The following is a 22,141-nucleotide window of genomic DNA, read 5'->3' as shown; positions in this document are numbered from 1 at the left end:
TTCTCCTACTTGTGTTTTCTTCTCAATTGTCCACATGCTCCACCAATATCAGAACCCATGGAATTTCTTACAGTAGTTGGTATATTATTTTTTTCTAAGGCATCTCTAAATTTATAAATATAAGTTTTATCTGGTCTTTCGAAATCTCTTTCCTCAACTTTATTTATAGGAATTAAATTTACATGACATAACATACCTTTTAATAGTTTACTTATTTCATCAGATTCTGCCTTTGAATCATTTACTCCTTTTATTAAAGAGTATTCAAATGTTACTCTTCTATTAGTTTTATCAATGTAGTTTTGGCACGCTTTTATTAAGTCTTTTACTTTATAAGCTTTAGCCACTGGCATTATTTCTGCCCTTTTATCGTCAAAAGGTGAATGCAGAGATAATGCTAAATTAATAGGTATATTTAAATCCGCCAATTCATACATTTTTGGTATTACTCCACAAGTAGACAGTGTTATATGTCTATATCCTATGTTAAGACCATTTTTATCATTTACAACTTTTAAAAATTGCTTAGTATTTTCAAAGTTATCAAGCGGTTCTCCACTTCCCATAAGGACTAAGTTTGATACTCTTTTTCCTGTATCTTCTTGGATTTTTATTATTTGATCTAAAATCTCCCATGGTTCTAAATTTCTAATAAGTCCATCCATTGTAGATGCACAGAATCTACATCCCATTCTACATCCTACTTGGTTTGATATACATGCTGTAACTCTATCTTCATATTCCATCATTACTGACTCGATTATGTTTCCATCGTTTAGTAGAAATAAGTATTTTTTTGTCTTATCTACTTTAGATTTTAACACTAATTCAATATCTAAGTTACCTATATAAGAAACTTTTTCTAACTTCTCTCTAAGAGATTTAGGAATATTTTTCATATCGTCAAAAGTTTTTGCACCTTTGTATATCCATGAATAAATTTGAGTCCCTCTAAATGGTTTTTCTCCAATTTCTTTCATAAATTCTTTTAATTCTTCTTCAGTAAAGTTTTTTAGAGCTATTTTTTTATTTTCCATGATGCTACCTACCTTACTCTTTTTAATTTAGCTATAAAGAATCCATCCATACCGTGTATGTTTGGATAAATTTTTAGATATCCTTTATCTTCATTTTCTAAATCTATATTTATATTTTCAATCTTTTCAAATTGGAATCTCTTGTTGCTTTGTAAGAAATTCTCAACTACTTCTATATTTTCATCATCTTGTACTGTACAAGTACTATAAATTAAAGTTCCGCCTACTTTTACATACTTAGCTGCATTTTGAAGTATTTGTTTTTGAAGTTTAGGAAGATCTTTTATTTCTTCTTTTTCTTTATATTTTATTTCTGGTTTACGTCTTATTATTCCAAGACCTGAACAAGGAACATCTGCAAGAACATAGTCAAATTTATCGATGCTTTCTTTATCTAAGCTAAGAGCATCAAATAATTCTACATCTACGTTTTTAAGTCCTAAACGATTTACAGAGTTTTGTATTAGTTTTATTTTGTGCTCAAATATATCTCTTGATACTACTTGTCCGCTATTTTCCATAAGAGTCGCTATGTGAGTAGTTTTTCCGCCTGGAGCACTACATACATCTAAAACTTTAGCATCTTTTTGTGGATTTAATATTTTACCGACTAACATAGAGCTTATATCTTGTACTGTAAATAATCCTTTTTTGTATAGTTCGTTGTTTTCTATATTTTTAAGGTTGTTTACTTTTATAGCTTCTTGTATAAAAGGAACTTTTTCACATTGTACATCTTGTTTTTCTAATAATGATATTAATTCATCTCTATTTGTTTTTAAAGTGTTTACTCTTAAGTATAGACTTGGTCTTTCTGCATTTGCTTCTAATAAGTCTTCTGTAAACTCTCTACCAAATTTGCTTATCCAGTTTCTAACTATCCATTTGTTATATGAATATTTAGTTGATAAATTATCTACAGTATCTTTTATTTTAACTTCGCCTATATCTTCTTTTTGTCTTATAACGTTTCTTAAAACTGCATTTACAAATCCAGCAGACCTATTGTCTAGTTTTTTTGTTAAATTTACAGTTTCGTTGACTGCAGCATAATCAGAAACACTGTCTAAGAATAGTATTTGATATATCCCCATTCTAAGAAGTATTTTTACTTTTAGATTTAATTTATTGCTTTTTATTTTTGATAACTTGTCTATTATGTAATCTAGATATATTTTATTTTCAACAACACCATATATAATTTCTGTCGCAAAACCTCTATCTCTGCTATCTAAATCACAATCTTTAAAGTACTTATTTATAGCCATATTTGAGTAATTTTCATTTTTTTCGATGTCAAATAAAACCTTATAAGCTAAATTCCTTGATTTCATAAAAATTTTCTCCTTAATTAAATTAAGGGCGTGTTACATAGCAAATTTATATTTAAATTCCACTTAGTAACATTCCCTTATTATATTACCATATATTAATGCTAATCATCTCTTTGATTCGCAATTGTAATTAATCGTAATAATTGAAGTAATGCAGTAGCTGCTGCTGCCACATAAGTTAATGCAGCTGCATCAAGCACTCTTTTACTTTCTCTTCTTTCATCACGGCTAACTATACCTAAATTTTCTATTTGAATTAATGCTCTGTGAGATGCATTAAATTCAACTGGTAAAGTTATTAATTGGAATACTACTGTAGCTGAAAATAAAAGTATTCCTATTTTTAAAAGAGATGTAGAAGAAGTCATAAATAACCCCAACATTATTAAAATCCAAGATGCACTTGAAGCAAAATTCACAACAGGAACTATAGCCCCTCTTATAGTAAGTGGTGCATAACCTCTCGCATGTTGAATTGCATGACCACATTCATGAGCTGCTACAGCTACAGAAGTTATAGATGTTCCTCTATATACATCCTGTGATAGTCTTAAGACTTTATTTCTAGGGTCATAGTGGTCACTTAAAGTACCTCTTGTCATTTCAATTCTTACATCGTATATTCCATTTGCATTTAAAATTTCTCTTGCTGTTTGTTCTCCAGTATATCCCCTTTGTGTTCTAACCCTAAAATACTTATTTGTAGTTGAACTCACTTTAAATTGAGCGTACATCGTAAGTATTATAGCGGGAATTAGTATTAGGTATGTTGGATCATAATAATATGGATAGTACATAATTAAACACTCCTTGCTTTATTGAAGTACGCTTCCTACTTCTAAAGTATTTCCTTTTATAAACTCTTTTACTTCCATTCTTTTTTTGTTTGGCATTTGTATTTCACTTATTAAGATAACATTATCTTTAGTAGCTACTTTTATACCATCTTGGTCAACTTTTAATATAGTACCAGGCTCTTTTGAGCTCTTTTCATCTAGCACTTTAGTCTTCCAAACTTTCATTTTTTTGTCCATATAGTTAGTATATGCACTTGGCCATGGATTTACTCCCCTTACTAAATTGTGTACTTCTTTAGCAGATTTTGAGAAGTCAACGTGACCTAAATTTTTATCCATTATTGGAGCATAAGAAAACTCATCGTGATTTTGTGGTGTTCTCGGTGCTTTTCCTTCTTTTATTAAGTCTAAAGTTTCGCAAAGCACTTTTGCACCTTCTACTGTCATTTTATCGTGAAGTTCACCAGCTGTAATTTCATCATCTAAAGCAAATTCACTTTGTAAAATTACATCTCCTGTATCAAGCCCTTCATCCATAAACATAGTTGAAACACCTGTTTTTTCTTCTCCATTTATTATTACCCAGTTAATAGGAGCTGCTCCTCTATATTTTGGTAATAATGATACATGCACGTTTATACATCCATGTTTAGGTATTTCTAAAAATTCTTTAGATAGTATTTGACCATATGCTACTACAACTATAACATCTGGATTTAAGTCTTTTATTTCTTTTATAAAAGATTCTTCTTTTGCTTTTACCGGTTGATATACTGGTAAATTATTTTCTATTGCAACTTGTTTAACAGGTGAGAATACTATTTTTTTACCTCTACCAACCTGTTTGTCTGGTTGTGTAACTACACCTATTATATCGTATTTTTTATCTATAAGTTCTTGTAAACACCCACTAGCTATATCAGGTGTTCCCATAAATAATATTTTCAAATAAATCAACTCCTATTTTACTACTTTATCTACATATAATATTCCGTCTAAGTGATCTATTTCGTGACAGAAAGCTCTTGCTAATAATTCTTCCCCTTCAATTTCTATAGTTTCACCAAATCTATTTAAAGCTCTAACTTTTACTCTGTATGGTCTTAATACATCTCCACTTTCTCCAGGAACACTTAAGCAACCTTCATTGTCTAGGTATTCACCTTCTGCTTCTATTATCTCTGGATTTATAAGTTCTATAAGTCCATCTCCTATATCTACTACAACTACTCTTTTTAGTATACCTACTTGTGGTGCCGCAAGACCTACACCATCAGCTTCATACATTGTATCAGCCATATCATCTAATAAGTCTATAAGTCTATCATTTATCTCTTTAACTACTTTAGATTTTTTTCTTAAAACAGGTTCCCCTATTTTCACTATTTGTCTTAATGCCATTTTTCTTCCTCCTACATTTTCCATTAAATTTTATAAATTATAAAATACTATTTGGATTAATATCTATTGATATATTAACCTCTTTGTCGAATACAACATCTCTTTTAGTTATACATATATATTTTATTATACCCTTTAATAAATTAATTTCAATATTATCATCTTTAAATAATATTTGCCATCTATAATTTGAATTTATTTTTGATATTGAACATGGATTTGGACCTAAAATAAATTCAAAATCTTGTATTCCACGCTCTTTTAGTAAATAAACTATATTGTTATAAAGAGTTGTTATATTTTTCTTTACCATAAGTTCATTTTTTCCACTTATAACTACACTGAGCATATTATTAAATGGTGTATAATTAAATAGTTTTCTAATTTTTATTTCATCTTCGTAAAATCCTTCAAAGTCATAGTCGACTATTCTCTTTATAACACTGCTTTGACTGTCATAAGTTTGAAGTATTACTTTTCCTTCTTTTTCAGAACGCCCTGCTCTTCCCGAAACTTGTGTCACAAGTTGGAATGTATTTTCAAAGCTCTTAAAATCTGGGAAATTTAACATCATGTCTGCCGATAATATTCCTACTAATGTTACATGATTAAAGTCAAGACCCTTACTTATCATCTGCGTCCCTATAAGTATATCAGCTTCTCTATTTTGGAATTTATTTAATATATTTTCAAGTTCGTGTTTTTGTGAAGTAGTATCTTTATCAAGTCTTAAAACTCTTACACCTTCAAATATTTGTTTTATCTCTTCTTCGATTTTTTCTGTACCTAGTCCAAATGCCTTTACGTATTTGCTTTCGCACTCTGGACATTTTTGTGGTATAACTTCTTCATACCCACAATAATGGCATTTCCCTATATTTTGTTTTTTGTGGTAGGTAAGTGAGATATCACAGTGTTTACATTTAAAGACATATCCACATTCTCTACATGAAACAAAACTTGAATACCCTCTTCTATTTAAAAATAAAATAACTTGGTTGTTGTTTTTTATTTCTTCTTCAATTTGTAGTTTCAATTTATTACTTAAAAAGCTTCTATTTCCATATTTAAGTTCTTCTTTCATATCTACTACTTCAATTTTTGGAAGAGGTTTATTATTGGCTCTCTTTTTAAGCTCAATAAGCTCGTATTCGCCACTTTTCGCTCTGTAGTACTCTTCTATAGATGGTGTAGCAGAACCTAATACTAAAGTTATATCTCTTTTATTTACTAAGTATCTTCCTACTTCTAGAGTTGAGAACTTTGGATTTTTATCTGATTTATAAGAGCTCTCATGAAACTCATCTACTATAACTACACCTAAACTATTAAATGGTGCAAATATAGCAGATCTTGCTCCTATTAAAATCCTGATATTACCCTTTTTTATTTCTCTAAATACATCGTGTTTTTCACCTTCAGATAGTCTACTGTGAAATACTCCTACGATATCTTTAAATCTATTTTTAAATCTAGCTATAGTCTGTGGTGTTAAAGATATTTCTGGAACTAAAACTATACTGTCAAGACCTTGCTTTAGTGCATAATCTATAATTTCCATATAAACTTCTGTCTTTCCACTTCCTGTTACCCCGTGTATCATATAAGGCTTTTTCTCTTGATTGAACATCTCTGATGTTATTTTTTCTATAGCATGATTTTGTTCTTCGTTTAAAACTACATCCTTATTTTGATAATTAAAGTTTGATTTTGATTTTCTGTAAAAATCTTCGTATTTAAATTCAACTAAGTTTTTTTCTTTTAAAGAATTTATACTAGATTTTGATGCTTTTAATAATTCAATTAAATCATTAATCTCTACATCTTCGTTATTTTTTAAGAACTCTAAAATTTGTTTTTGCTTTTCGCCAAGTCTTATTTTATTTTCTTTTATATAAAACATCATATCCACATAATTCATTTTTAATGACACATAACATATTTTTATTTCATTTTTTATGCTTTTGTATTCCCATTTTAAATCTATTAGTGATTCTTCTTTCATTTTATATAAAAGACTATTTAAATTGTCAGCAACTTTTCTTTTTAAAGTCTTTTTATCTTTTATGTTGTATAATTCTTCATCTTCTGCAACTTGTGTAGAATACTCTATTTTCTTTTCAACTAATTTATCTAGTTTTATACTTCCTTTATTGTCTAAAACCTTTTGAAATACAAATTTCTTGTTATCACTTAGCTGTTCACTTAAATCGTATAATTCATATGCATCAATACCTTTAAGTGATGGGTGTAGTGTTATTAATTTATAATTATTTAGTTTATATCCTTTAGGAATTATTAAATTTATACAATCCATATATGTGCATAAGTATCTATTTTTCATCCAATGAATAAGCTCTAAATCTTCTCTTTTTAATATTGGTCTTTCGTCCAAAATATCATAGATATATTTTGTCTCTACTTTTTCATCATTGTTATGCATTATTCTGAATACATATGCTTCTATAGGTTTGTTTCCTTTTCCAAAGGGTACAAGAATTCTATGCCCCAAGCATATTTCATCTTGTAAAAATTCTGGCACTTTATACGTAAATAGGTTGTCTGTATATTGACTGTTATTTTTAACTATTACTTTTACATACATTTTATTCTCGCACTCCTTTCATTTATCTTCATTACTAAAAGAGGAAATCATATGATTTCCTCTTTATAGTCTATTAAAATTTATATAATTAATTAGTCCTTTTAAAGAGAAGACTTATTGTCTAGTAAAGTTTTAATTTTATCTAAAATTACTGACGCAACTTCTTCCTTAGTCATCATAGGATATTCTTTCATGCTGCCGTCTTTTTCTATGATACTTACGATGTTTGTATCAGTTCCAAATCCAGCTCCACTTTCTTTTAAGTTATTTGCAACTATAAAGTCCATATTCTTTTTAGCAATCTTAGCTTTTGCATTTTCGATTATGTCGTTTGTCTCTGCTGCAAATCCTACTAATATCTTGTCATTTTTAATTTTTCCGATTTCGTAGGCAATATCCTTATTTCTATCTAGTTCTATAACTAAATCTCCATCTTTTTTCTTTATTTTATTATCGCTGTATGTTTTTGGTTTATAGTCTGCAACAGCGGCACTTTTTATAACTGCATCATTTTCATCTAAATTAGATATAACAGCTTGATACATATCTTCTGCTGATGATACACTTATAAATTTCTTTAAATTTGATGGTGGTTTAATGTCTGTTTTACCTGATACTAAAGTAACTTCAGCACCTCTAGCTGCTGCGACTTTAGCTATAGCATAACCCATTTTTCCAGTTGATCTATTTGTAAGATATCTTACAGGGTCTAAACTTTCCATAGTTGGGCCTGCAGTTATCATTATTTTTTTACCTATTAAATCTTGATCATATTTAAGTAGATTTACTACACCTTCAACTATATCTTCTGGTGAAGCAAGTTTTCCACTTCCAATATCCCCACAAGCAAGTCTACCACTTGCTGGTTCAACAAAATTATATCCATATTCTTTTAATGTAGATATATTTCTTTGTATGATTGGATTTTCATACATATTAGTATTCATAGCTGGAGCTATAAGTACCTTTGCTTTTGTAGCAGCTACTGTAGTTGTAAGCATATCGTCACAAATTCCACATGCTATTTTCCCAATTACATTTGCAGTTGCTGGAGCAACTAAAAATAAATCAGCTCTTTTTGCAAGTGATATATGTTCTACATCCCATGTTTTTGGGTCTTGGAACATATCGCTCACTACATAATTTTGACTCATTGTTTGGAAAGTAAGGGGAGCTACAAATTCACATGCACCTTTTGTCATAATAACATGTACATTGGCATTTAATTTTTTTAATCTGCTTACTACATCACAAACTTTATATACTGCAATTCCGCCACTTACTCCTATTACAACAGTTTTTCCTTTTAGCATACTTTTCTCCTTGTTAATTCTATAGGGATTTTAAAATTTATTTGAAATTAGTCTTGTTCTAATTCTTTTTGTTGTTTTTCTTGTTCTAAATGATGTTCTAATTCTTTTTGTTCTATTTCTTCTGGAGTTAATAATCTGTAAGTTATTTTTCCTTCTGCTACTTCTTCAGTTGCTAAACAAACTGGTTTATTTTCACCTTGTTTGTTTTCTACATATAATTCAGAACCGTCTACTATTTCTCTAGCTCTCTTAGCTACAGTCCCAACTAAATAATATCTGTTACTTATTTTTTCTAATACGTCGTTTATTGATGGTTTTACCATTTTATAATTCCTCCTCAAACTTTTTAATTATTGCTTTTTCATATCTGCTAGCTTTATTTTTTTCTGCAACTATTATATCTTCTATAATTTTTGCAGATTCTGTCGTTTTATTATTTTCATTAAATATAAAGTAGTTATAATCTTTTACTTGTTTTATCTCTTCAAGAGAAGTACTAAGTCTTTCGTTTACTTGCTCTTCAGTTTCCGTACCTCTAGTTGTAAGTCTATTTCTTAATTCTTCAAGCGAAGGAGGTAAAACAAATATAAGTACAGCTTCTGGGTACATTTCTTTTACTTGTCTAGCACCTTGCATTTCGATTTCTAAAATAACGTCACTACCTTCTTCTAAGTACTTCATTACAGGCCCTTTTGGTGTTCCATAGAAGTTACTATAAATTTGTGCGTATTCTAAAAACCCACCTTGTCCTATCATCTCGCTGAATTTTTCTTTTGTTAAGAAGAAATAACTTTCTCCATCTACTTCACCTTCTCTAGGAGCTCTAGTAGTAGCTGATACTGAAAGTTTAAACTCAGGATTTCTTTCTAATAGTTCTTTGCAGACAGTTCCCTTGCCTGCTCCTGATGGACCAGAAATAACTAATAATAATCCTTTTTTCTTAATCATTATTATATCTCCCTTTCTATTTTGCTATGTAAATACTATTCTATATTTTGAATTTGCTCTCTGATTTTTTCAAGCTCACTTTTAACTTCAACTACTAAGTTAGTGATATTTATATCAGAAGATTTAGATCCCATAGTATTTATTTCTCTGTTCATTTCTTGGATAAGAAAATCCATTTTTCTACCAACTGAATCATCTTTTACTACTGTATTTTTAAGTTGAGTTATATGAGAATTAAATCTAACTATTTCCTCAGTTATAGAACTTTTATCTGCATATATAGCTACTTCTTGTGCCATTCTATTTTCGTCTATTTCGTTTGGATTTTCTAATAGTTCTTTTATTCTTGTATTTAATTTATCTCTATAATCAGCAACTACTGTATCAGACAATTTTTCTATTTCATTTATATAACCAGATAATATATCACATCTTTGTAGAGTATCTTCTTCTAATTTTTTACCTTCTTGTTGTCTCATATCGACTAGTTTATCTAGAGCTATTTCTAAAGCTTCTTTGAACATAGCCCACATTTCATCTTCGTCTTCTTCTTTTTCCTCAGTTTTTATTATATCTGGAAACTTTGCAACATTCATAACAGATATATCATCTGCTAAAGTATATTTATCTCTAATAGTTTGCAATATATTTATATATTGGTCTGCTAAATTATCATCGAATTTTAAGTTTACATCCTCTGAGCCTATTAAGTCAAGCTTTACATATAAATCAACTCTACCTCTTTTTACAAAATCTTTTATAAAATTTCTAGCTTTATCTTCTAAAAAGTTGATTTTTCTTGGAAGACGCATATTTATATCACAATATCTATGGTTAATAGTTTTACATTCTACTAAAAATTGATAGTTGTCGTTTTTTACTTCTCCTCTTCCAAATCCGGTCATACTAATTGCCATATTATACCTCCAAGTTTCCTTCACATATTTTCACAGCTGGACCTGTCATATATGCAAATCCATCTTCTAAATCAATTTGTACACTTCCTCCTTCAGAAGTTACATTTACACTTTTTCCTACTTTTCCAAGATAGTTACTCACCATTACTGAGGCTGTCATTCCTGTTCCGCATCCAAATGTATATCCACATCCTCTTTCAAAAGTTTTTACTAATATATTTTTATCGTCTATTATTTGTACAAAATTTACATTAGTTTTTTGTGGAAACATCTCGTGATTTTCTATTTCTGCTCCATATTTACAAACTTCATCCATATTTAGCTCATCTACAAAAACAATTGTATGCGGAACGCCCATAAGTATTGATGAAACTGTATATTCTCTATCAAGTACATTTATTTTTTGTTCTATAAATTTATCTATTTCTGTATTTATAGGAACATCTTTAGCTAAAAAGCTTCCTTTTCCCATATTTACTTTAATAGTTTGTATTTCGTTATCTTTTAAATTTAATTTAACTCTTTTTATGCCATCTAATGTATATACATCAAACTCGTCTTTTTCTATTATTTTATTATCATAAACAAATTTTACAAAACATCTAAGCCCATTGCCACACATAGCAGCTCTAGAACCATCAGAGTTATAATATACCATCTCAATATCTGCAATATCTGAGTTTTTTACTACTAATAGACCATCTGCCCCCACAGAAAATTTTCTATGACATGCACGTCTTGCATAATCTCCATAATCATTATTATCTATATTGTCTTCTCTTCCATCTATTGCAACAAAATCATTTCCTATTCCATGTAATTTCCAAAATCTCATTTTAATTCCCCTTTGATATTTTCTAACATATAATTATACCTTATTTTTATTTAAAAATAAATATTTAGGAAATTTTATCTAGTTCTTTGCCAATATTTACATGTAACTTCTTATTTAATATATTCTTTTTTTAATAATTAAATCATCTTTAATAATATAAAATTAATAATAAAAATTTAAATATCCTATCTATATTTTTTTCCAATCATGCTACATAATAATCAATTTATTTATAATTTTTAGTATCTAAAGCTTTCATATAATTCCAAATTACAGTATATATGCAGTTAGATTTTTTATCTTTGTATCTATATTTATTTTATCTTATTTAAATAAATAAGTAAAACAAGTCTAGTAAATATCAATTCATATGTATATAATTATTATGTAAATAACATAATTAAAAAAGACTTAGATAATAATTATAGATTGAGATATATTGTAGTATAGAAAACTGAATATTATCTAACAATGAAAGGAGAAACTATGGCATTAGATGGTTTAGTTGTAAATTCAATCGCCCATGAATTAAATTCGAAATTAGTTGGTGGTAAAATAGATAGAGTTCATCAACCAGAAAATGATGAAATACTTCTTTATGTAAGAAATAACAGAGAAAATTTTAAAGTTGTTCTTAGTTCTAGTTCATCAAATCCTAGAGTTTATATAGCTAATAAATATAATAAAGAAAATCCTCTAAAAGCACCTATGTTTTGTATGTTGCTTAGAAAACATCTTCAAGGAGGTATAATAACTGATATAACTCAAGTTGGTTTTGAAAGAATTATAAAAATAAGTATTGAGTCTTATGATGAATTAAAAGATAAAAGTACTAAAAATATATATGTTGAAATAATGGGGAGACATAGTAATATAATTTTAACTCATGATAAAGATTCAACTATAATAGATTCAATAAAAAGAGTTCCGCCTAGTGTGAGTAGAGCACGTCAAATTCTACCTGCTATGACTTATACTCTTCCTCCTGCACAAGATAAAATAGACCCTGTAAAAGGTTGTTCTATCAAATCTTTTATAAATACTTTAAGAGAATTTGATGGGCCTATTTCTAAAGCAATTTACAGCAAATTTTTAGGAATAAGTCCTACTGTTGCAAAGGAAATATGTTATAGATCAAATATAAAATTTGATGCTAAAGGTGAAGACTTATCTAGAGATGAACTTGCTGAATTATACAGAACATTCTCAGATATATTTACTAAAGTCAAAAACAACGAATTTAATCCTTGTATGATAATAAATGAAAAAGTAGATAAAGTTGTAGACTTTAATTGTATTGATCTAACTTTCTATGAAGGATTTAAATTTATACATGATGAAAGCATATCAAAAATAGTAGAAGACTACTACATCACAAAAGATTTTAAAGATAGAGTTCATCAAAAGACTTCTGACCTTAGAAAAAGTATATCTATAAAATTAGATAGACTTTATAATAAACAAAAGAAACAACAAAAAGAACTTAAACAAGCTGATAATGCAGATATATATAAAATAAAAGGCGAACTTCTAACTGCATATATATATATGATACAAAAAGGTATGAAGAGCATAGAAGTGGATAACTTCTATGATGAAAATATGGCTAAGATGACAATTGAATTAAATGAAAACCTTACGCCATCAGAAAATACTCAAAAATACTTTAAAAAATACAACAAGCTAAAAACTGCTAAAAAAGAACTTACTGAGCAAATGGCTATAAGTAAAGACGAAATAGAATATTTAGAAAACGTCCTTTTAAGTATTGAAAACTGTGAAAATCTTGAAGATTTAGAAGATATAAAAGAAGAATTAATAAAACTTGGGTATGCGAGAGCACCTCGTAAATTTAAGGCTAAAAAGGAAATGGATTTAACTACTAAGCCGAATAAATTTATATCATCTGATGGATTTACAATTTTAGTAGGTAAAAACAACAAGCAAAACGACTACCTTACTTTAAGAATTGCAGATCCTGAAGATATATGGATGCATACAAAAAATATTCCAGGTTCTCACGTTATTATAAAATGTGCAGGAGTTGAAGTTCCAGATAATACATTGCTTGAAGGAGCTATGCTAGCAGCATACTTTAGTAAAGGACGTATGTCTTCACAAGTGCCTGTAGACTATACTATGAAAAAACATGTTAAAAAACCAAGCGGTTCAAAACCGGGAATGGTTATTTATGAAACAAATAACACTATATATGTAACACCAGAAGAAGAAATTGTATCAAAATTAAGAGAAGTTTAAAAAAAAGGAAACTCAGTTTATTTACTGTAGTTTCCTTTTTAATTATATACTTTAAGCTTCTATAATATCTTTTTTATTTTTAAAGCATAAACTTCCTAGATATATAAATGCCCCTCCTATTAACACTGTCATTATTATTGATGATAGTTGTGGCATTGTATAATTAACTGGTGTATCTAGTGGTATATGTAGATAATTTTCATTTAAGTATAATACACATACAGAAAATCCATTATTTAAGAAGTGCATAAATACACTAGTCCAAATTGATTGTGTTACTAATGCAGAGTATGCAAATAATATTCCTAGCATTGCTGTTGGAACTATTCTTATAAAGTTTAGATGCATTATGCCAAATAATATTCCTACTATTATAATAGCCCAAATTTTTGACTTTTTACTTTTCCCTTTAAATGAGCTAAGTAAAAAACCTCTAAATAAAACTTCTTCACATATTGCAGGAATTAAAGCAACTACAACTAAACTTGCGATAAACGAATCCATCATAACACTGCTATTTACAGCTTGTAATACATCCGCCCCTTCTGGAAATAACGAAAGCAAGATTTGTGTCGTTATATTTATTATTAAATATCCACCAAACCATACTATAATACTTCCTAAAATATATCTTATTTTTATCATTCTTAAACTAAAAGTATTTTTTATATCTGCTTTTATATAAATTGCGTAAAGTACTGGTATTAATAAAATCATAACTTCAGTAGCTATAAGTCCTATAGTTCCCCAGTATAATTGCATAAAGCTACCTATATATATAAGGGCTATTAATGATATTGTATAAATCAATGCCCCATCTGTTATGCTCGGCTTTATGCCTTCTTTAAATTCTTTTCTGTTGCCTAAAAAAGAAAAAATTCTTCCATTAAATACTTTTTCCTCACAATTAAATTTTTTTGCAAAAATTACAATCGACAATGTAACAAATATAAATATTCCTATTAATATTAATAAAAGTACTCCTAATCTCAACAATACATAATTTAAATTATTAATAACAATCACTCCTCTCTTTTTATAATTATATACTATTTTTATATTACAATATTATTAAATATAGCTTAGGTAATGATTCTTTTTAATTAAAATTTATATTAGCAATTTTCTAAAAAATAAAGAAAACCTATTTCAGACTTATTATAAGATAAGTATTTTTTCTGAATTAGATTTTCTTTTTAATTTTATTTTAATAATTATAAGGTAGTATTCTACCACAAGCTATTTTTGCCCCAGAATTTCCAGAAGGTTGTGTTGTAAAATCGTCATAATTTTCGTGAAGTACGACTGATTTATTTATTATATCTGCTACAGTAAAATAAGAAGTGTATACAGATAATATTCCTATTCCATCACTTGCTAATATTGGAGGCAAATCCCCTGCATGAAATGGATGTTTCTCTTCTGATGGATTAAAATGGCTGCCTGTATTTGGGAAAGGATTGTCTTCTGTTCCTACTTGACAGTCACCATTTTCATGGATGTGAAATCCATGAAATCTAGTTAGTTGACCATTTTGATTAGAATCTGGTATACCAGTTAGATAAGCTTTTATATAAACCCCGCCTTCTAATTGATAAAAAAATACATTTCCATCTATACAAGGTGCTAATTTTCCACCTCTTATTCTCGCATATGCTGTCGGTCTTTGTGGATCATAAGGTGCAAAAAGCTGATTTAAATTATATTGTTGACATAAGTTATCCATCTTTTCTCTCCTTTAAAACTTTTATATTTATTATATGTATAAGGTTTAAAAAGTTTCTTACTCATATTTTTCAATATATCTATTTTGTATAAGATTTTTCTTTGGCCTTTATAAAATTATATAAAACTTCATTTACTGGAACTTCTATATTGTGCTCTTTTGCTATTTTCATAAGCGTTCCCGAAAAGTATTCAATTTCTGTTTTTCTTTTATTTTCAACATCTTGTAATAAAGATGTCTTGCCATCGCCGCTAAGTGTACTTATTACATCTTGAACACTCTGCCAATTTCTATCCCCTAAGTTTATATCACAAACTTGTGATACATTCATAACTTCTTTCATTGCTTTATCTACTAAAGTTAAAAGCTCTGGCGTATTCTTAATCACTCCATATGTAGCTGCTGATATAGCAGAAACTTGATTTAATCCTATATTTAGCATCCACTTTGTCCAAACTGTCTTTATCATATCTTCAAATACTTGATTGTTTATTTTTGCATCATTTAATAGATTTTTTACAGCAAGCACTCCCTCGCTCATTTCTTTATTATTCGCATCTCCAAATTGTATTATTGCGCTGTTTGTTTGAGTTATTTTATTTCCTATTTTTACAGCATCTATCTTTATAGCAAGTCCATATAAAACTTGATTATCTTTAAAAGCATCTTGCAGTATATCTTTCGCAACTATACCATTTAATAATGGAAGTATTATAGTATTTTTATGTACTAAATCTTTTATATCTTCTATAGCACTTTGAAGTTGATAATTTTTTACACTTATTATTATTAAATCAAAAGTTATATCCTCATCTGAAGATACTACCTTTGGATAAAATTGTTCTCCATTTAAATATAGCCCTTCTTTTTCTAATCTTTCTTTTCTCTTTCCATTTGCTATAAAAGCGAAATTATAATCTAAAAGTTTATGTATAGAATATGCATATACTCCTCCTATTGCACCTGCCCCTATTATAGCTACATTTTTAATTTGCATGTAGGCACCCCCTTTTATTTATATAATATTATTTTATCCTTATTATTTGCTGTAATCTACATTTTTTATTATTTCATTTAAATCAGCTTCTGATTTTATACTATTTAAATCTTTTATATTAACCTCATATGCATTATTTCCATCTGCTTTAAAAGAATAAATTTTTATATTGCTGAAATCATAATTTATTTTTTTAAGAGTTTTTACTATTTTATAAGCATCTTTTGAAAATTCATCTTTATTTTTATATGGAAATTTATCTTTTTCGCTATCTTTTGCATTTTTTTCATCAAAATCATATGCATATCCAAGGTTTAAGGTTAAATCTATAGGTTCTTCTCCACTATAAAAATCATTTACTTTATATTTATACTGTTTAATATTAATTGTTGGTTCTAATATCATATAATATCTTTTTATCCCTGTTTCTTTTTCGATATTATAAGATATATAATTATTAATCTCATCTTGCATATTAGTAATTGTATCTTGGTAATATCCATCTCCTATACTACCATCATAATAATAATCTAAATATGAATTGGTTTTGTAATTACCATCTCCAACTTGTGCATAAAAACCCCCAGTTTTAAAATTAAATTTGATAGCTTCTATTTCAAGTTTTCCATCGTAGTTTTTATCTATATAATCTTCAAATGCATGTTTTACCTTTAAATATTCTATTGGATTTCCAAAAAATCCACTGTAAATGTATATAGCAATACCTGTTATTAAAACTGCTATAATCAATTTTATATATTTCATATTTTCCCCCCATTAATTTGTTTTTAAATTTTTTATACTGATTGCTAGGAATAATCCTGCGCCTGTACATAATAAAATATATATACTATCAAATATGATAGCATATGCACTTTGTAAAACAATATTAAATAATATATTAAAAATAAGTGCTGTAGCTATTATAAGCGTATTTTCTTTATATAAAAGCCCAAGCACAAAAGGTATTATTATAATCCATGGTATTGTGCTTAAAAATCCATTTCCTAATATACTTATTCCAACAGATACTGCCATTGAAAATATTATTAAAATATACTTTATTTTATTTAAATAATTTTTAATAGAATCTAATGTATCTGTTTTTAACTCTTCATATTCATCTTCTTTTAAATCAATCTTTTTTTCATATCCTAAATTCACATCTTCTTTTAATTCATCATAAACTTCTTTACAATCTTCACATTCATCTAAATGCAACTCTATCTCCTTTTTAGTTTCTTCACTTAAAAGATCTTCTATATAAAGTGGCATTAAATCTTCAACTATACTGCATTTTAATTTACTCATTTTCTCACCTGCTTTTCTATATTTTTAATCATTAAACTGTTTAACCAGTTTTTTCTTTTCCCTAAAAAAATTAACCCTACAGTAGTTTTCACTTTTACCTAGAATTTCTCCAATTTCTTTAAACGTAAAATCATTTATTAGTCTAAGTATCATTATCTGTCTTTGTGGCTCTTTTAGGCTGTTTATAACTTTTAATATCTCACGGTATTTATACATATCATCTTGTGTGAACTCCTCAACCTCATCAAAATCACTTTCATAAATCGATTGTGTTTTAGGATGTTTTTTTAAATATGTATAATATTGATTTTTTGATATAGATAATAACCATGTTTTTTCGCTACAATTGCCTTTAAAGTTTTTTATACTCTTTATACACTCCAAAAATGTTGTTTGCATAATATCTTTTGCAACTTCTTCATCAAAACTAAGTGAATAAATAAATCTATATACATCTTTGGAATATAAATCGTATAACTTTTCAATTTGCTTCATTTATCCTCCTATCTTTCTAGCTAGAAATTTGTGTTTCATATAGTAGTATAATAAAATATACATTTCGTTACATTATTTTTAAATTTTTTTCAAAATTTTTGAGTGAAAAATTATTTTTACAAGTATTGATATATGAAAAGGTAATTATCTTAAATTAATACTTATATTAAAATGTATTTATAAAAATAAAATGGAGGTTTTTAAATGGAAAAATTTAAGGAGAGAAAAATCATCAAACTTTTAAAAAAATCTCCTGAAGACGGCATAAAAATGGTAATCGATGTTTATGGTCCTGCTATTAATACAATTTGTAAAAATATACTTATAAATTTAAATAGCGAAGACATAGAAGAGGCTATATCAGATACTTTTTTTAAGCTTTGGAAAAATATCGACAATTTTAACCAGGAGAAAAATAAATCATTAAAAAGCTATATCTATGCAATTGCAAGAAACACTTGTTTCGACAAACTTAAAACATCTAACTCTAATACTTCTCTATTTGAGATAGAAGAAAATGATTTAGGTATAGATGTAGACATGGAAGATGAATACTCAAAATTACATAATAAGAAAATAATTAAAACTACATTAGATAATTTTAAAGAACCTGATAGATCGATTTTTATACTTAGATATTTTTACTTTGAAAAAGTAAAAGTAATTGCATCAAAATTAAATTTAAGCGAAAAGAAAGTTGAAAATATACTTTATCGAAGTAAAACAATTTTAAAAGAAGAGTTGATAAAGGGAGGGATTATTTATGAAAAAGATTGATAAATTATTAAATAATATAGATGAAGACAAATACCTAGATAATGAAAAACCACTTTGTGAAAATGAAAAAGAAAAGATTTTTAATATGACTATGGATAAAATTAAAAATTCATCCAATCAAAGTAAAAGCAAGAGCAAAATAATATCACTTAAAAAGACTGTAGCTATAATTTTAGCTTCTGTGCTTATGATTTCTACATTATCATTTGCTGCAGATTACTTTTCATTTGATGCTCAACTTGCTAATTTATTAAATATAAATAAAGAAAATGAATCTCTTATAAATGGCTCTGGTGCAAATATAAATAAGTCTGTAGAATCCAAAGGGCTAAGAATAACTGCTACCCAAGTCATCAGTGATAAAAACTCATTGTATATAATACTAAAGTTAAAAACAAAAGATGAATTTTCACATTCTTTAAAAACATTTAATGACTTTAATTTTGAAGTTAAATCAAATGGCGATTATAGACCTTCTTCTAGTGCGACATTTGAGTCTATAAAATCCGAAGATGACGATTCTCATACTTCTACACTTTTAATTACTATGGAAGAAGAAGATATAAACAATAGTGATATAAGACTTAGTTTTAAAGATTTTGGTTACTATCCTTATAATAAGAATAAAGATGAGTACGGCGATTTTGTAAATTTAATAAAAGGAAGTTGGACTTTAAAATTTAAATTAAATTGCAAAGATACATCAAAAACTTATGTAATCAATAAATCTTATAAAGTAGACAATAGAAGAATTCGCGTTAAAACAGTCACTTTATCACCTCTTTCTGTAAGAATTAAAAGCAATGGGAAATATAATTACTTTATAAGTAAAGTTACAATGAAAGATTCAACAGAATATTCTGGCGATGATTTCTTTATATCAAATACTTCATCTTATTCAACTATTGGAAGAGATTTATTTGGTCATTCTCAATCTTATGCAAGTTTTTCAAAGATTTTAAATCCTAAAGATATTAAAAGCATTACCATAAATGATGAAATAGAGGTAATGCTGCCTTAAAACAATATTTTGGTCTATAATATAAATAAAATATATGAAAGGATATAAAGTTTAAAACTTTAAATATATTATGGAATTTATTATTGCCAAGGAAATTTTATCAAAAATACAATATGATAATTCCCATTGGTTTGGGACTGACTACAATATGAATTTATATAGAGGTTGCTGTCATGGTTGCATATACTGTGACAGCAGAAGTAATTGTTATAATATAATCGACTTTGACAGAGTTAGAATAAAAAAAGACTGTATATCTATTTTAGAAAAGCAACTTAAATCAAAAAGACATAGTGGAGTTATTCAAATAGGAGCTATGTCAGATACATATAATCCATTTGAAAAGAAATACGAAGTAACAAGATCATCACTTAAATTAATCGATAAATACGGTTTTGGCGTAGCTATAGCGACAAAATCTGATTTAATTTTGAGAGATATAGATATACTAAAAGAAATAAACATGCACTCACCTGTAATTGTAAAACTTAGTATAACTTGTGGTAATGATAATTTAAGCAAAATAATCGAACCCAATGTATGTGTATCATCTAAGAGATTTGAGGCGATAAAAAAATTAAGAGAAGCAGGAATTTATACAGGCATACTTATGATGCCCCTGCTTCCATTTATAAACGATACTAAAGATAATATCGATAAAATAATAAATCAAGCTTATAAATCAGGTGCTAACTTTATTTATCCTATGTTCGGAGTTACCCTTAGAGCTAATCAACGATTTTATTATTATACAAAACTAAGAGAAAATTTTCCTAATTTAGTATCTAAATATCAAAATTTATATGGTGATAAATATGTATGTAATAGTCCAAACTATAAATCTTTACAACAATATTTTGAGAAAAAATGCTCTGAGTTAGAAATAACTTATAAAATGGAAGATATAATATCAGAATATAAAAGTAAATTCCAAAGCGAGCAAATATCATTTGATTTATAATTTATAAAATCAAAATCCATATTTATATTTAAGAATTTTAAAAGGAGTATAAAAATAATTTTGTATTTTCATACTCCTTAAATTTTATATAAAGAATGGACAATCAAGGATGCAGGTTACTGACGGATTATCCGCGTCTGGACTACCAACCAGAACTGTATTTTTATCTTTATAATTAAATCTTAATCTCTTTGGATTACTGTGTCAAACTAAGGTTATTTTTAACTTAGAAATATTGCTCTTTATTTAGTTTATCCAAAAAAAGAGTCGGCATAATTTGACGACTCTTTTTATTATATTTGTTGAACAACTCTTTGTTTGTATACTTTCTTTTCTTTGGCTTCTTTTGCTGCTCGTATTCTTGCAAGTCTTTTTTCTCTAGAATCTTTAAATCCTTTAACTAATATAAACATTCCACACAAGAATACAAATAAGTAGAAACTTACCCCTCTACTAAGTAGCATAGCTTCATTTAATACTGTGACAGGGAATAATAATTTAAATAAAGTTAAGAATCCACTTTCACTAACCCCTACTGATCCTGGAAGAGGCAGTGCAGAAACTGATATAAATAATACAGCTTGAACTCCTATAAATACAAATATTGAGTACTCATTAAACCCAAATGAACGATAAATCCAATAAGGTATACTGTGTAGTGCAAATATTTGTATACATTTTGTTATAAAAGTTTTAACCATTATTCCTTTGTTTTTAACTATATACATAGCACAGTCTTTATAGTCGTCTATTACTGAGTCTACTTTTTCTTTTAATACATCTGCTTTTTTAAATCTACAGAATTTTAAAAATCCCACTATTACATTTAGTATTTTTTTAACACCTTCACTATAGAATAAAACTAATACTAATGCCATAAGCATAGCAAAGTTACATATAAGTCCTATAGTAAATAAAATCATAAGAGAATTAACTTTTCCAGCTAAAAGCGAACGTTGGCTTATAAATCCAATTATCGCGTACATTATAGTTACTGTTTGGAAAAATATAAATTCAACAAATAATACAAGTGTAGAGTGAGATATTTTTATATCATCTTTATACATTTGGTAAGCTTGCATCGGTTGCCCACCAGAAGCTGAAGGTGTAATTGAACTAAAGAAAAATCCTTGTACTGAATAATTAATACATTTTAGGAGATTTGTTTTACATCCTAAAGCACTAAGGTTTCTTCTAAAATTACTAGCTTCACATAATAAAAATACACACATACATGTAACTGCTGTTAATATATACATTATATTTACATTTGATATAGTTTTAGCCACTGCATTTAAATCCATATCTTTAAATACAAAGTAAAATGTAAATATTATTAATATCAAAAATAATCCCCCGTTTTTTAATATCTTAAAAAATAAATTTTTATAATCCTTCATAAATATA

Annotated in this window: 22 protein-coding genes; 4 read left to right on the top strand and 18 right to left on the bottom strand. The window is 27.5% G+C overall.

All coding sequences use genetic code 11. The features are described from left to right. Positions 1-5: 5 nt before the first annotated feature. From rlmN to dapF, 11 genes are all read right to left on the bottom strand, one after another. Positions 6-1,037, bottom strand: a complete 1,032-nt coding sequence (gene rlmN / locus I4U58_RS03010) for a 23S rRNA (adenine(2503)-C(2))-methyltransferase RlmN (protein WP_195929565.1) — start codon at positions 1,035-1,037, stop codon at positions 6-8. Between the two features lie 8 nt (positions 1,038-1,045). Then, positions 1,046-2,371, bottom strand: coding sequence for a 16S rRNA (cytosine(967)-C(5))-methyltransferase RsmB (gene rsmB, locus I4U58_RS03005; RefSeq protein ID WP_195929564.1), 1,326 nt, complete (start codon positions 2,369-2,371; stop codon positions 1,046-1,048). Between the two features lie 101 nt (positions 2,372-2,472). Further along, a complete protein-coding gene (locus I4U58_RS03000) occupies positions 2,473-3,168 on the bottom strand; it encodes a zinc metallopeptidase (protein ID WP_195929563.1) in 696 nt (231 codons plus the stop codon). A gap of 18 nt (positions 3,169-3,186) precedes the next feature. Further along, positions 3,187-4,116 carry a methionyl-tRNA formyltransferase gene (fmt, locus tag I4U58_RS02995; RefSeq protein WP_195929562.1) on the bottom strand — a complete coding sequence of 310 codons (930 nt, stop codon included), beginning with the start codon at positions 4,114-4,116 and terminating at the stop codon, positions 3,187-3,189. 12 nt (positions 4,117-4,128) lie between these two features. Beyond that, entirely contained in the window at positions 4,129-4,569 is a 441-nt protein-coding gene (gene def / locus I4U58_RS02990) for a peptide deformylase (RefSeq protein WP_195929561.1), read from the bottom strand. 37 nt (positions 4,570-4,606) lie between these two features. Further along, a complete protein-coding gene (gene priA / locus I4U58_RS02985; protein WP_195929560.1) occupies positions 4,607-7,174 on the bottom strand; it encodes a primosomal protein N' in 2,568 nt (855 codons plus the stop codon). Between the two features lie 101 nt (positions 7,175-7,275). Further along, positions 7,276-8,487: a bifunctional phosphopantothenoylcysteine decarboxylase/phosphopantothenate--cysteine ligase CoaBC gene (gene coaBC / locus I4U58_RS02980; RefSeq protein ID WP_195929559.1), complete on the bottom strand. Its 1,212-nt coding sequence runs from the start codon at positions 8,485-8,487 to the stop codon at positions 7,276-7,278. Positions 8,488-8,534: 47 nt separating this feature from the next. Next, complete coding sequence (rpoZ, locus tag I4U58_RS02975) at positions 8,535-8,810, bottom strand: DNA-directed RNA polymerase subunit omega (RefSeq protein ID WP_195929558.1); 276 nt, start codon at positions 8,808-8,810, stop codon at positions 8,535-8,537. Position 8,811: 1 nt separating this feature from the next. After that, a complete protein-coding gene (gene gmk, locus I4U58_RS02970) occupies positions 8,812-9,435 on the bottom strand; it encodes a guanylate kinase (protein ID WP_195929557.1) in 624 nt (207 codons plus the stop codon). Positions 9,436-9,470: 35 nt separating this feature from the next. Further along, positions 9,471-10,352: a YicC/YloC family endoribonuclease gene (locus I4U58_RS02965; protein ID WP_195929556.1), complete on the bottom strand. Its 882-nt coding sequence runs from the start codon at positions 10,350-10,352 to the stop codon at positions 9,471-9,473. Between the two features lies 1 nt (position 10,353). After that, positions 10,354-11,187, bottom strand: coding sequence for a diaminopimelate epimerase (dapF, locus tag I4U58_RS02960; protein ID WP_195929555.1), 834 nt, complete (start codon positions 11,185-11,187; stop codon positions 10,354-10,356). Positions 11,188-11,673: 486 nt separating this feature from the next. Here dapF and I4U58_RS02955 point away from each other — a divergent pair, with 486 nt between their 5' ends. Then, positions 11,674-13,446: an NFACT RNA binding domain-containing protein gene (locus tag I4U58_RS02955; RefSeq protein WP_195929554.1), complete on the top strand. Its 1,773-nt coding sequence runs from the start codon at positions 11,674-11,676 to the stop codon at positions 13,444-13,446. 51 nt (positions 13,447-13,497) lie between these two features. Here I4U58_RS02955 and I4U58_RS14310 read toward each other — a convergent pair whose 3' ends face one another. The 6 genes from I4U58_RS14310 to I4U58_RS02925 form a co-directional block, all read right to left on the bottom strand. Further along, positions 13,498-14,472, bottom strand: a complete 975-nt coding sequence (locus I4U58_RS14310; protein ID WP_195929553.1) for a type II CAAX endopeptidase family protein — start codon at positions 14,470-14,472, stop codon at positions 13,498-13,500. A 181-nt stretch (positions 14,473-14,653) separates the two neighbouring features. Continuing rightward, complete coding sequence (locus I4U58_RS02945) at positions 14,654-15,172, bottom strand: superoxide dismutase family protein (RefSeq protein WP_195929552.1); 519 nt, start codon at positions 15,170-15,172, stop codon at positions 14,654-14,656. Positions 15,173-15,251: 79 nt separating this feature from the next. Continuing rightward, positions 15,252-16,169: a ketopantoate reductase family protein gene (locus I4U58_RS02940; RefSeq protein ID WP_195929551.1), complete on the bottom strand. Its 918-nt coding sequence runs from the start codon at positions 16,167-16,169 to the stop codon at positions 15,252-15,254. Between the two features lie 42 nt (positions 16,170-16,211). Beyond that, a complete protein-coding gene (locus I4U58_RS02935; protein ID WP_195929550.1) occupies positions 16,212-16,934 on the bottom strand; it encodes a hypothetical protein in 723 nt (240 codons plus the stop codon). Between the two features lie 12 nt (positions 16,935-16,946). After that, positions 16,947-17,480: a zf-HC2 domain-containing protein gene (locus I4U58_RS02930; protein WP_147616198.1), complete on the bottom strand. Its 534-nt coding sequence runs from the start codon at positions 17,478-17,480 to the stop codon at positions 16,947-16,949. A 24-nt stretch (positions 17,481-17,504) separates the two neighbouring features. After that, the gene (locus tag I4U58_RS02925) at positions 17,505-17,975 is read right to left on the bottom strand and encodes a sigma-70 family RNA polymerase sigma factor (RefSeq protein WP_195929549.1); all 471 of its coding nucleotides are present in this window, start codon (positions 17,973-17,975) and stop codon (positions 17,505-17,507) included. Positions 17,976-18,179: 204 nt separating this feature from the next. Here I4U58_RS02925 and I4U58_RS02920 point away from each other — a divergent pair, with 204 nt between their 5' ends. The 3 genes from I4U58_RS02920 (at position 18,180) to I4U58_RS02910 (ending at position 20,734) form a co-directional block, all read left to right on the top strand. Then, the gene (locus I4U58_RS02920; protein ID WP_195929548.1) at positions 18,180-18,752 is read left to right on the top strand and encodes a sigma-70 family RNA polymerase sigma factor; all 573 of its coding nucleotides are present in this window, start codon (positions 18,180-18,182) and stop codon (positions 18,750-18,752) included. Then, a complete protein-coding gene (locus tag I4U58_RS02915) occupies positions 18,739-19,773 on the top strand; it encodes a DUF4179 domain-containing protein (RefSeq protein WP_195929547.1) in 1,035 nt (344 codons plus the stop codon). The genes I4U58_RS02920 and I4U58_RS02915 overlap by 14 nt, the downstream gene beginning before the upstream one ends. Positions 19,774-19,843: 70 nt before the next feature. Further along, the gene (locus I4U58_RS02910; RefSeq protein ID WP_195929546.1) at positions 19,844-20,734 is read left to right on the top strand and encodes a radical SAM protein; all 891 of its coding nucleotides are present in this window, start codon (positions 19,844-19,846) and stop codon (positions 20,732-20,734) included. A gap of 293 nt (positions 20,735-21,027) precedes the next feature. Here the strand turns inward: I4U58_RS02910 and I4U58_RS02905 are convergent, their stop codons facing one another. After that, complete coding sequence (locus I4U58_RS02905; protein WP_195929545.1) at positions 21,028-22,080, bottom strand: lysylphosphatidylglycerol synthase transmembrane domain-containing protein; 1,053 nt, start codon at positions 22,078-22,080, stop codon at positions 21,028-21,030. Between the last annotated feature and the right edge of the window lie 61 nt (positions 22,081-22,141).

This window comes from Clostridium sp. 1001270J_160509_D11 (assembly GCF_015667935.1).
GTDB lineage: Bacteria > Bacillota > Clostridia > Peptostreptococcales > Peptostreptococcaceae > Intestinibacter.
The sequence above is the reverse complement of the archived record's forward strand: the minus strand, read 5'-3'. Positions and strand labels throughout refer to the sequence as shown.

Excerpts from the sequence above, each read along its gene's own strand:
- rlmN (WP_195929565.1), bottom strand. The coding sequence starts at position 1,037 with ATGGAAAATAAAAAAATAGCTCTAAAAAACTTTACTGAAGAAGAATTA.
- rsmB (WP_195929564.1), bottom strand. The coding sequence starts at position 2,371 with ATGAAATCAAGGAATTTAGCTTATAAGGTTTTATTTGACATCGAAAAA.
- I4U58_RS03000 (WP_195929563.1), bottom strand. The coding sequence starts at position 3,168 with ATGTACTATCCATATTATTATGATCCAACATACCTAATACTAATTCCC.
- def (WP_195929561.1), bottom strand. The coding sequence starts at position 4,569 with ATGGCATTAAGACAAATAGTGAAAATAGGGGAACCTGTTTTAAGAAAA.
- priA (WP_195929560.1), bottom strand. The coding sequence starts at position 7,174 with ATGTATGTAAAAGTAATAGTTAAAAATAACAGTCAATATACAGACAAC.
- coaBC (WP_195929559.1), bottom strand. The coding sequence starts at position 8,487 with ATGCTAAAAGGAAAAACTGTTGTAATAGGAGTAAGTGGCGGAATTGCA.
- rpoZ (WP_195929558.1), bottom strand. The coding sequence starts at position 8,810 with ATGGTAAAACCATCAATAAACGACGTATTAGAAAAAATAAGTAACAGA.
- gmk (WP_195929557.1), bottom strand. The coding sequence starts at position 9,435 with ATGATTAAGAAAAAAGGATTATTATTAGTTATTTCTGGTCCATCAGGA.
- I4U58_RS02965 (WP_195929556.1), bottom strand. The coding sequence starts at position 10,352 with ATGGCAATTAGTATGACCGGATTTGGAAGAGGAGAAGTAAAAAACGAC.
- dapF (WP_195929555.1), bottom strand. The coding sequence starts at position 11,187 with ATGAGATTTTGGAAATTACATGGAATAGGAAATGATTTTGTTGCAATA.
- I4U58_RS02955 (WP_195929554.1), top strand. The coding sequence starts at position 11,674 with ATGGCATTAGATGGTTTAGTTGTAAATTCAATCGCCCATGAATTAAAT.
- I4U58_RS02945 (WP_195929552.1), bottom strand. The coding sequence starts at position 15,172 with ATGGATAACTTATGTCAACAATATAATTTAAATCAGCTTTTTGCACCT.
- I4U58_RS02940 (WP_195929551.1), bottom strand. The coding sequence starts at position 16,169 with ATGCAAATTAAAAATGTAGCTATAATAGGGGCAGGTGCAATAGGAGGA.
- I4U58_RS02935 (WP_195929550.1), bottom strand. The coding sequence starts at position 16,934 with ATGAAATATATAAAATTGATTATAGCAGTTTTAATAACAGGTATTGCT.
- I4U58_RS02930 (WP_147616198.1), bottom strand. The coding sequence starts at position 17,480 with ATGAGTAAATTAAAATGCAGTATAGTTGAAGATTTAATGCCACTTTAT.
- I4U58_RS02925 (WP_195929549.1), bottom strand. The coding sequence starts at position 17,975 with ATGAAGCAAATTGAAAAGTTATACGATTTATATTCCAAAGATGTATAT.
- I4U58_RS02920 (WP_195929548.1), top strand. The coding sequence starts at position 18,180 with ATGGAAAAATTTAAGGAGAGAAAAATCATCAAACTTTTAAAAAAATCT.
- I4U58_RS02915 (WP_195929547.1), top strand. The coding sequence starts at position 18,739 with ATGAAAAAGATTGATAAATTATTAAATAATATAGATGAAGACAAATAC.
- I4U58_RS02910 (WP_195929546.1), top strand. The coding sequence starts at position 19,844 with ATGGAATTTATTATTGCCAAGGAAATTTTATCAAAAATACAATATGAT.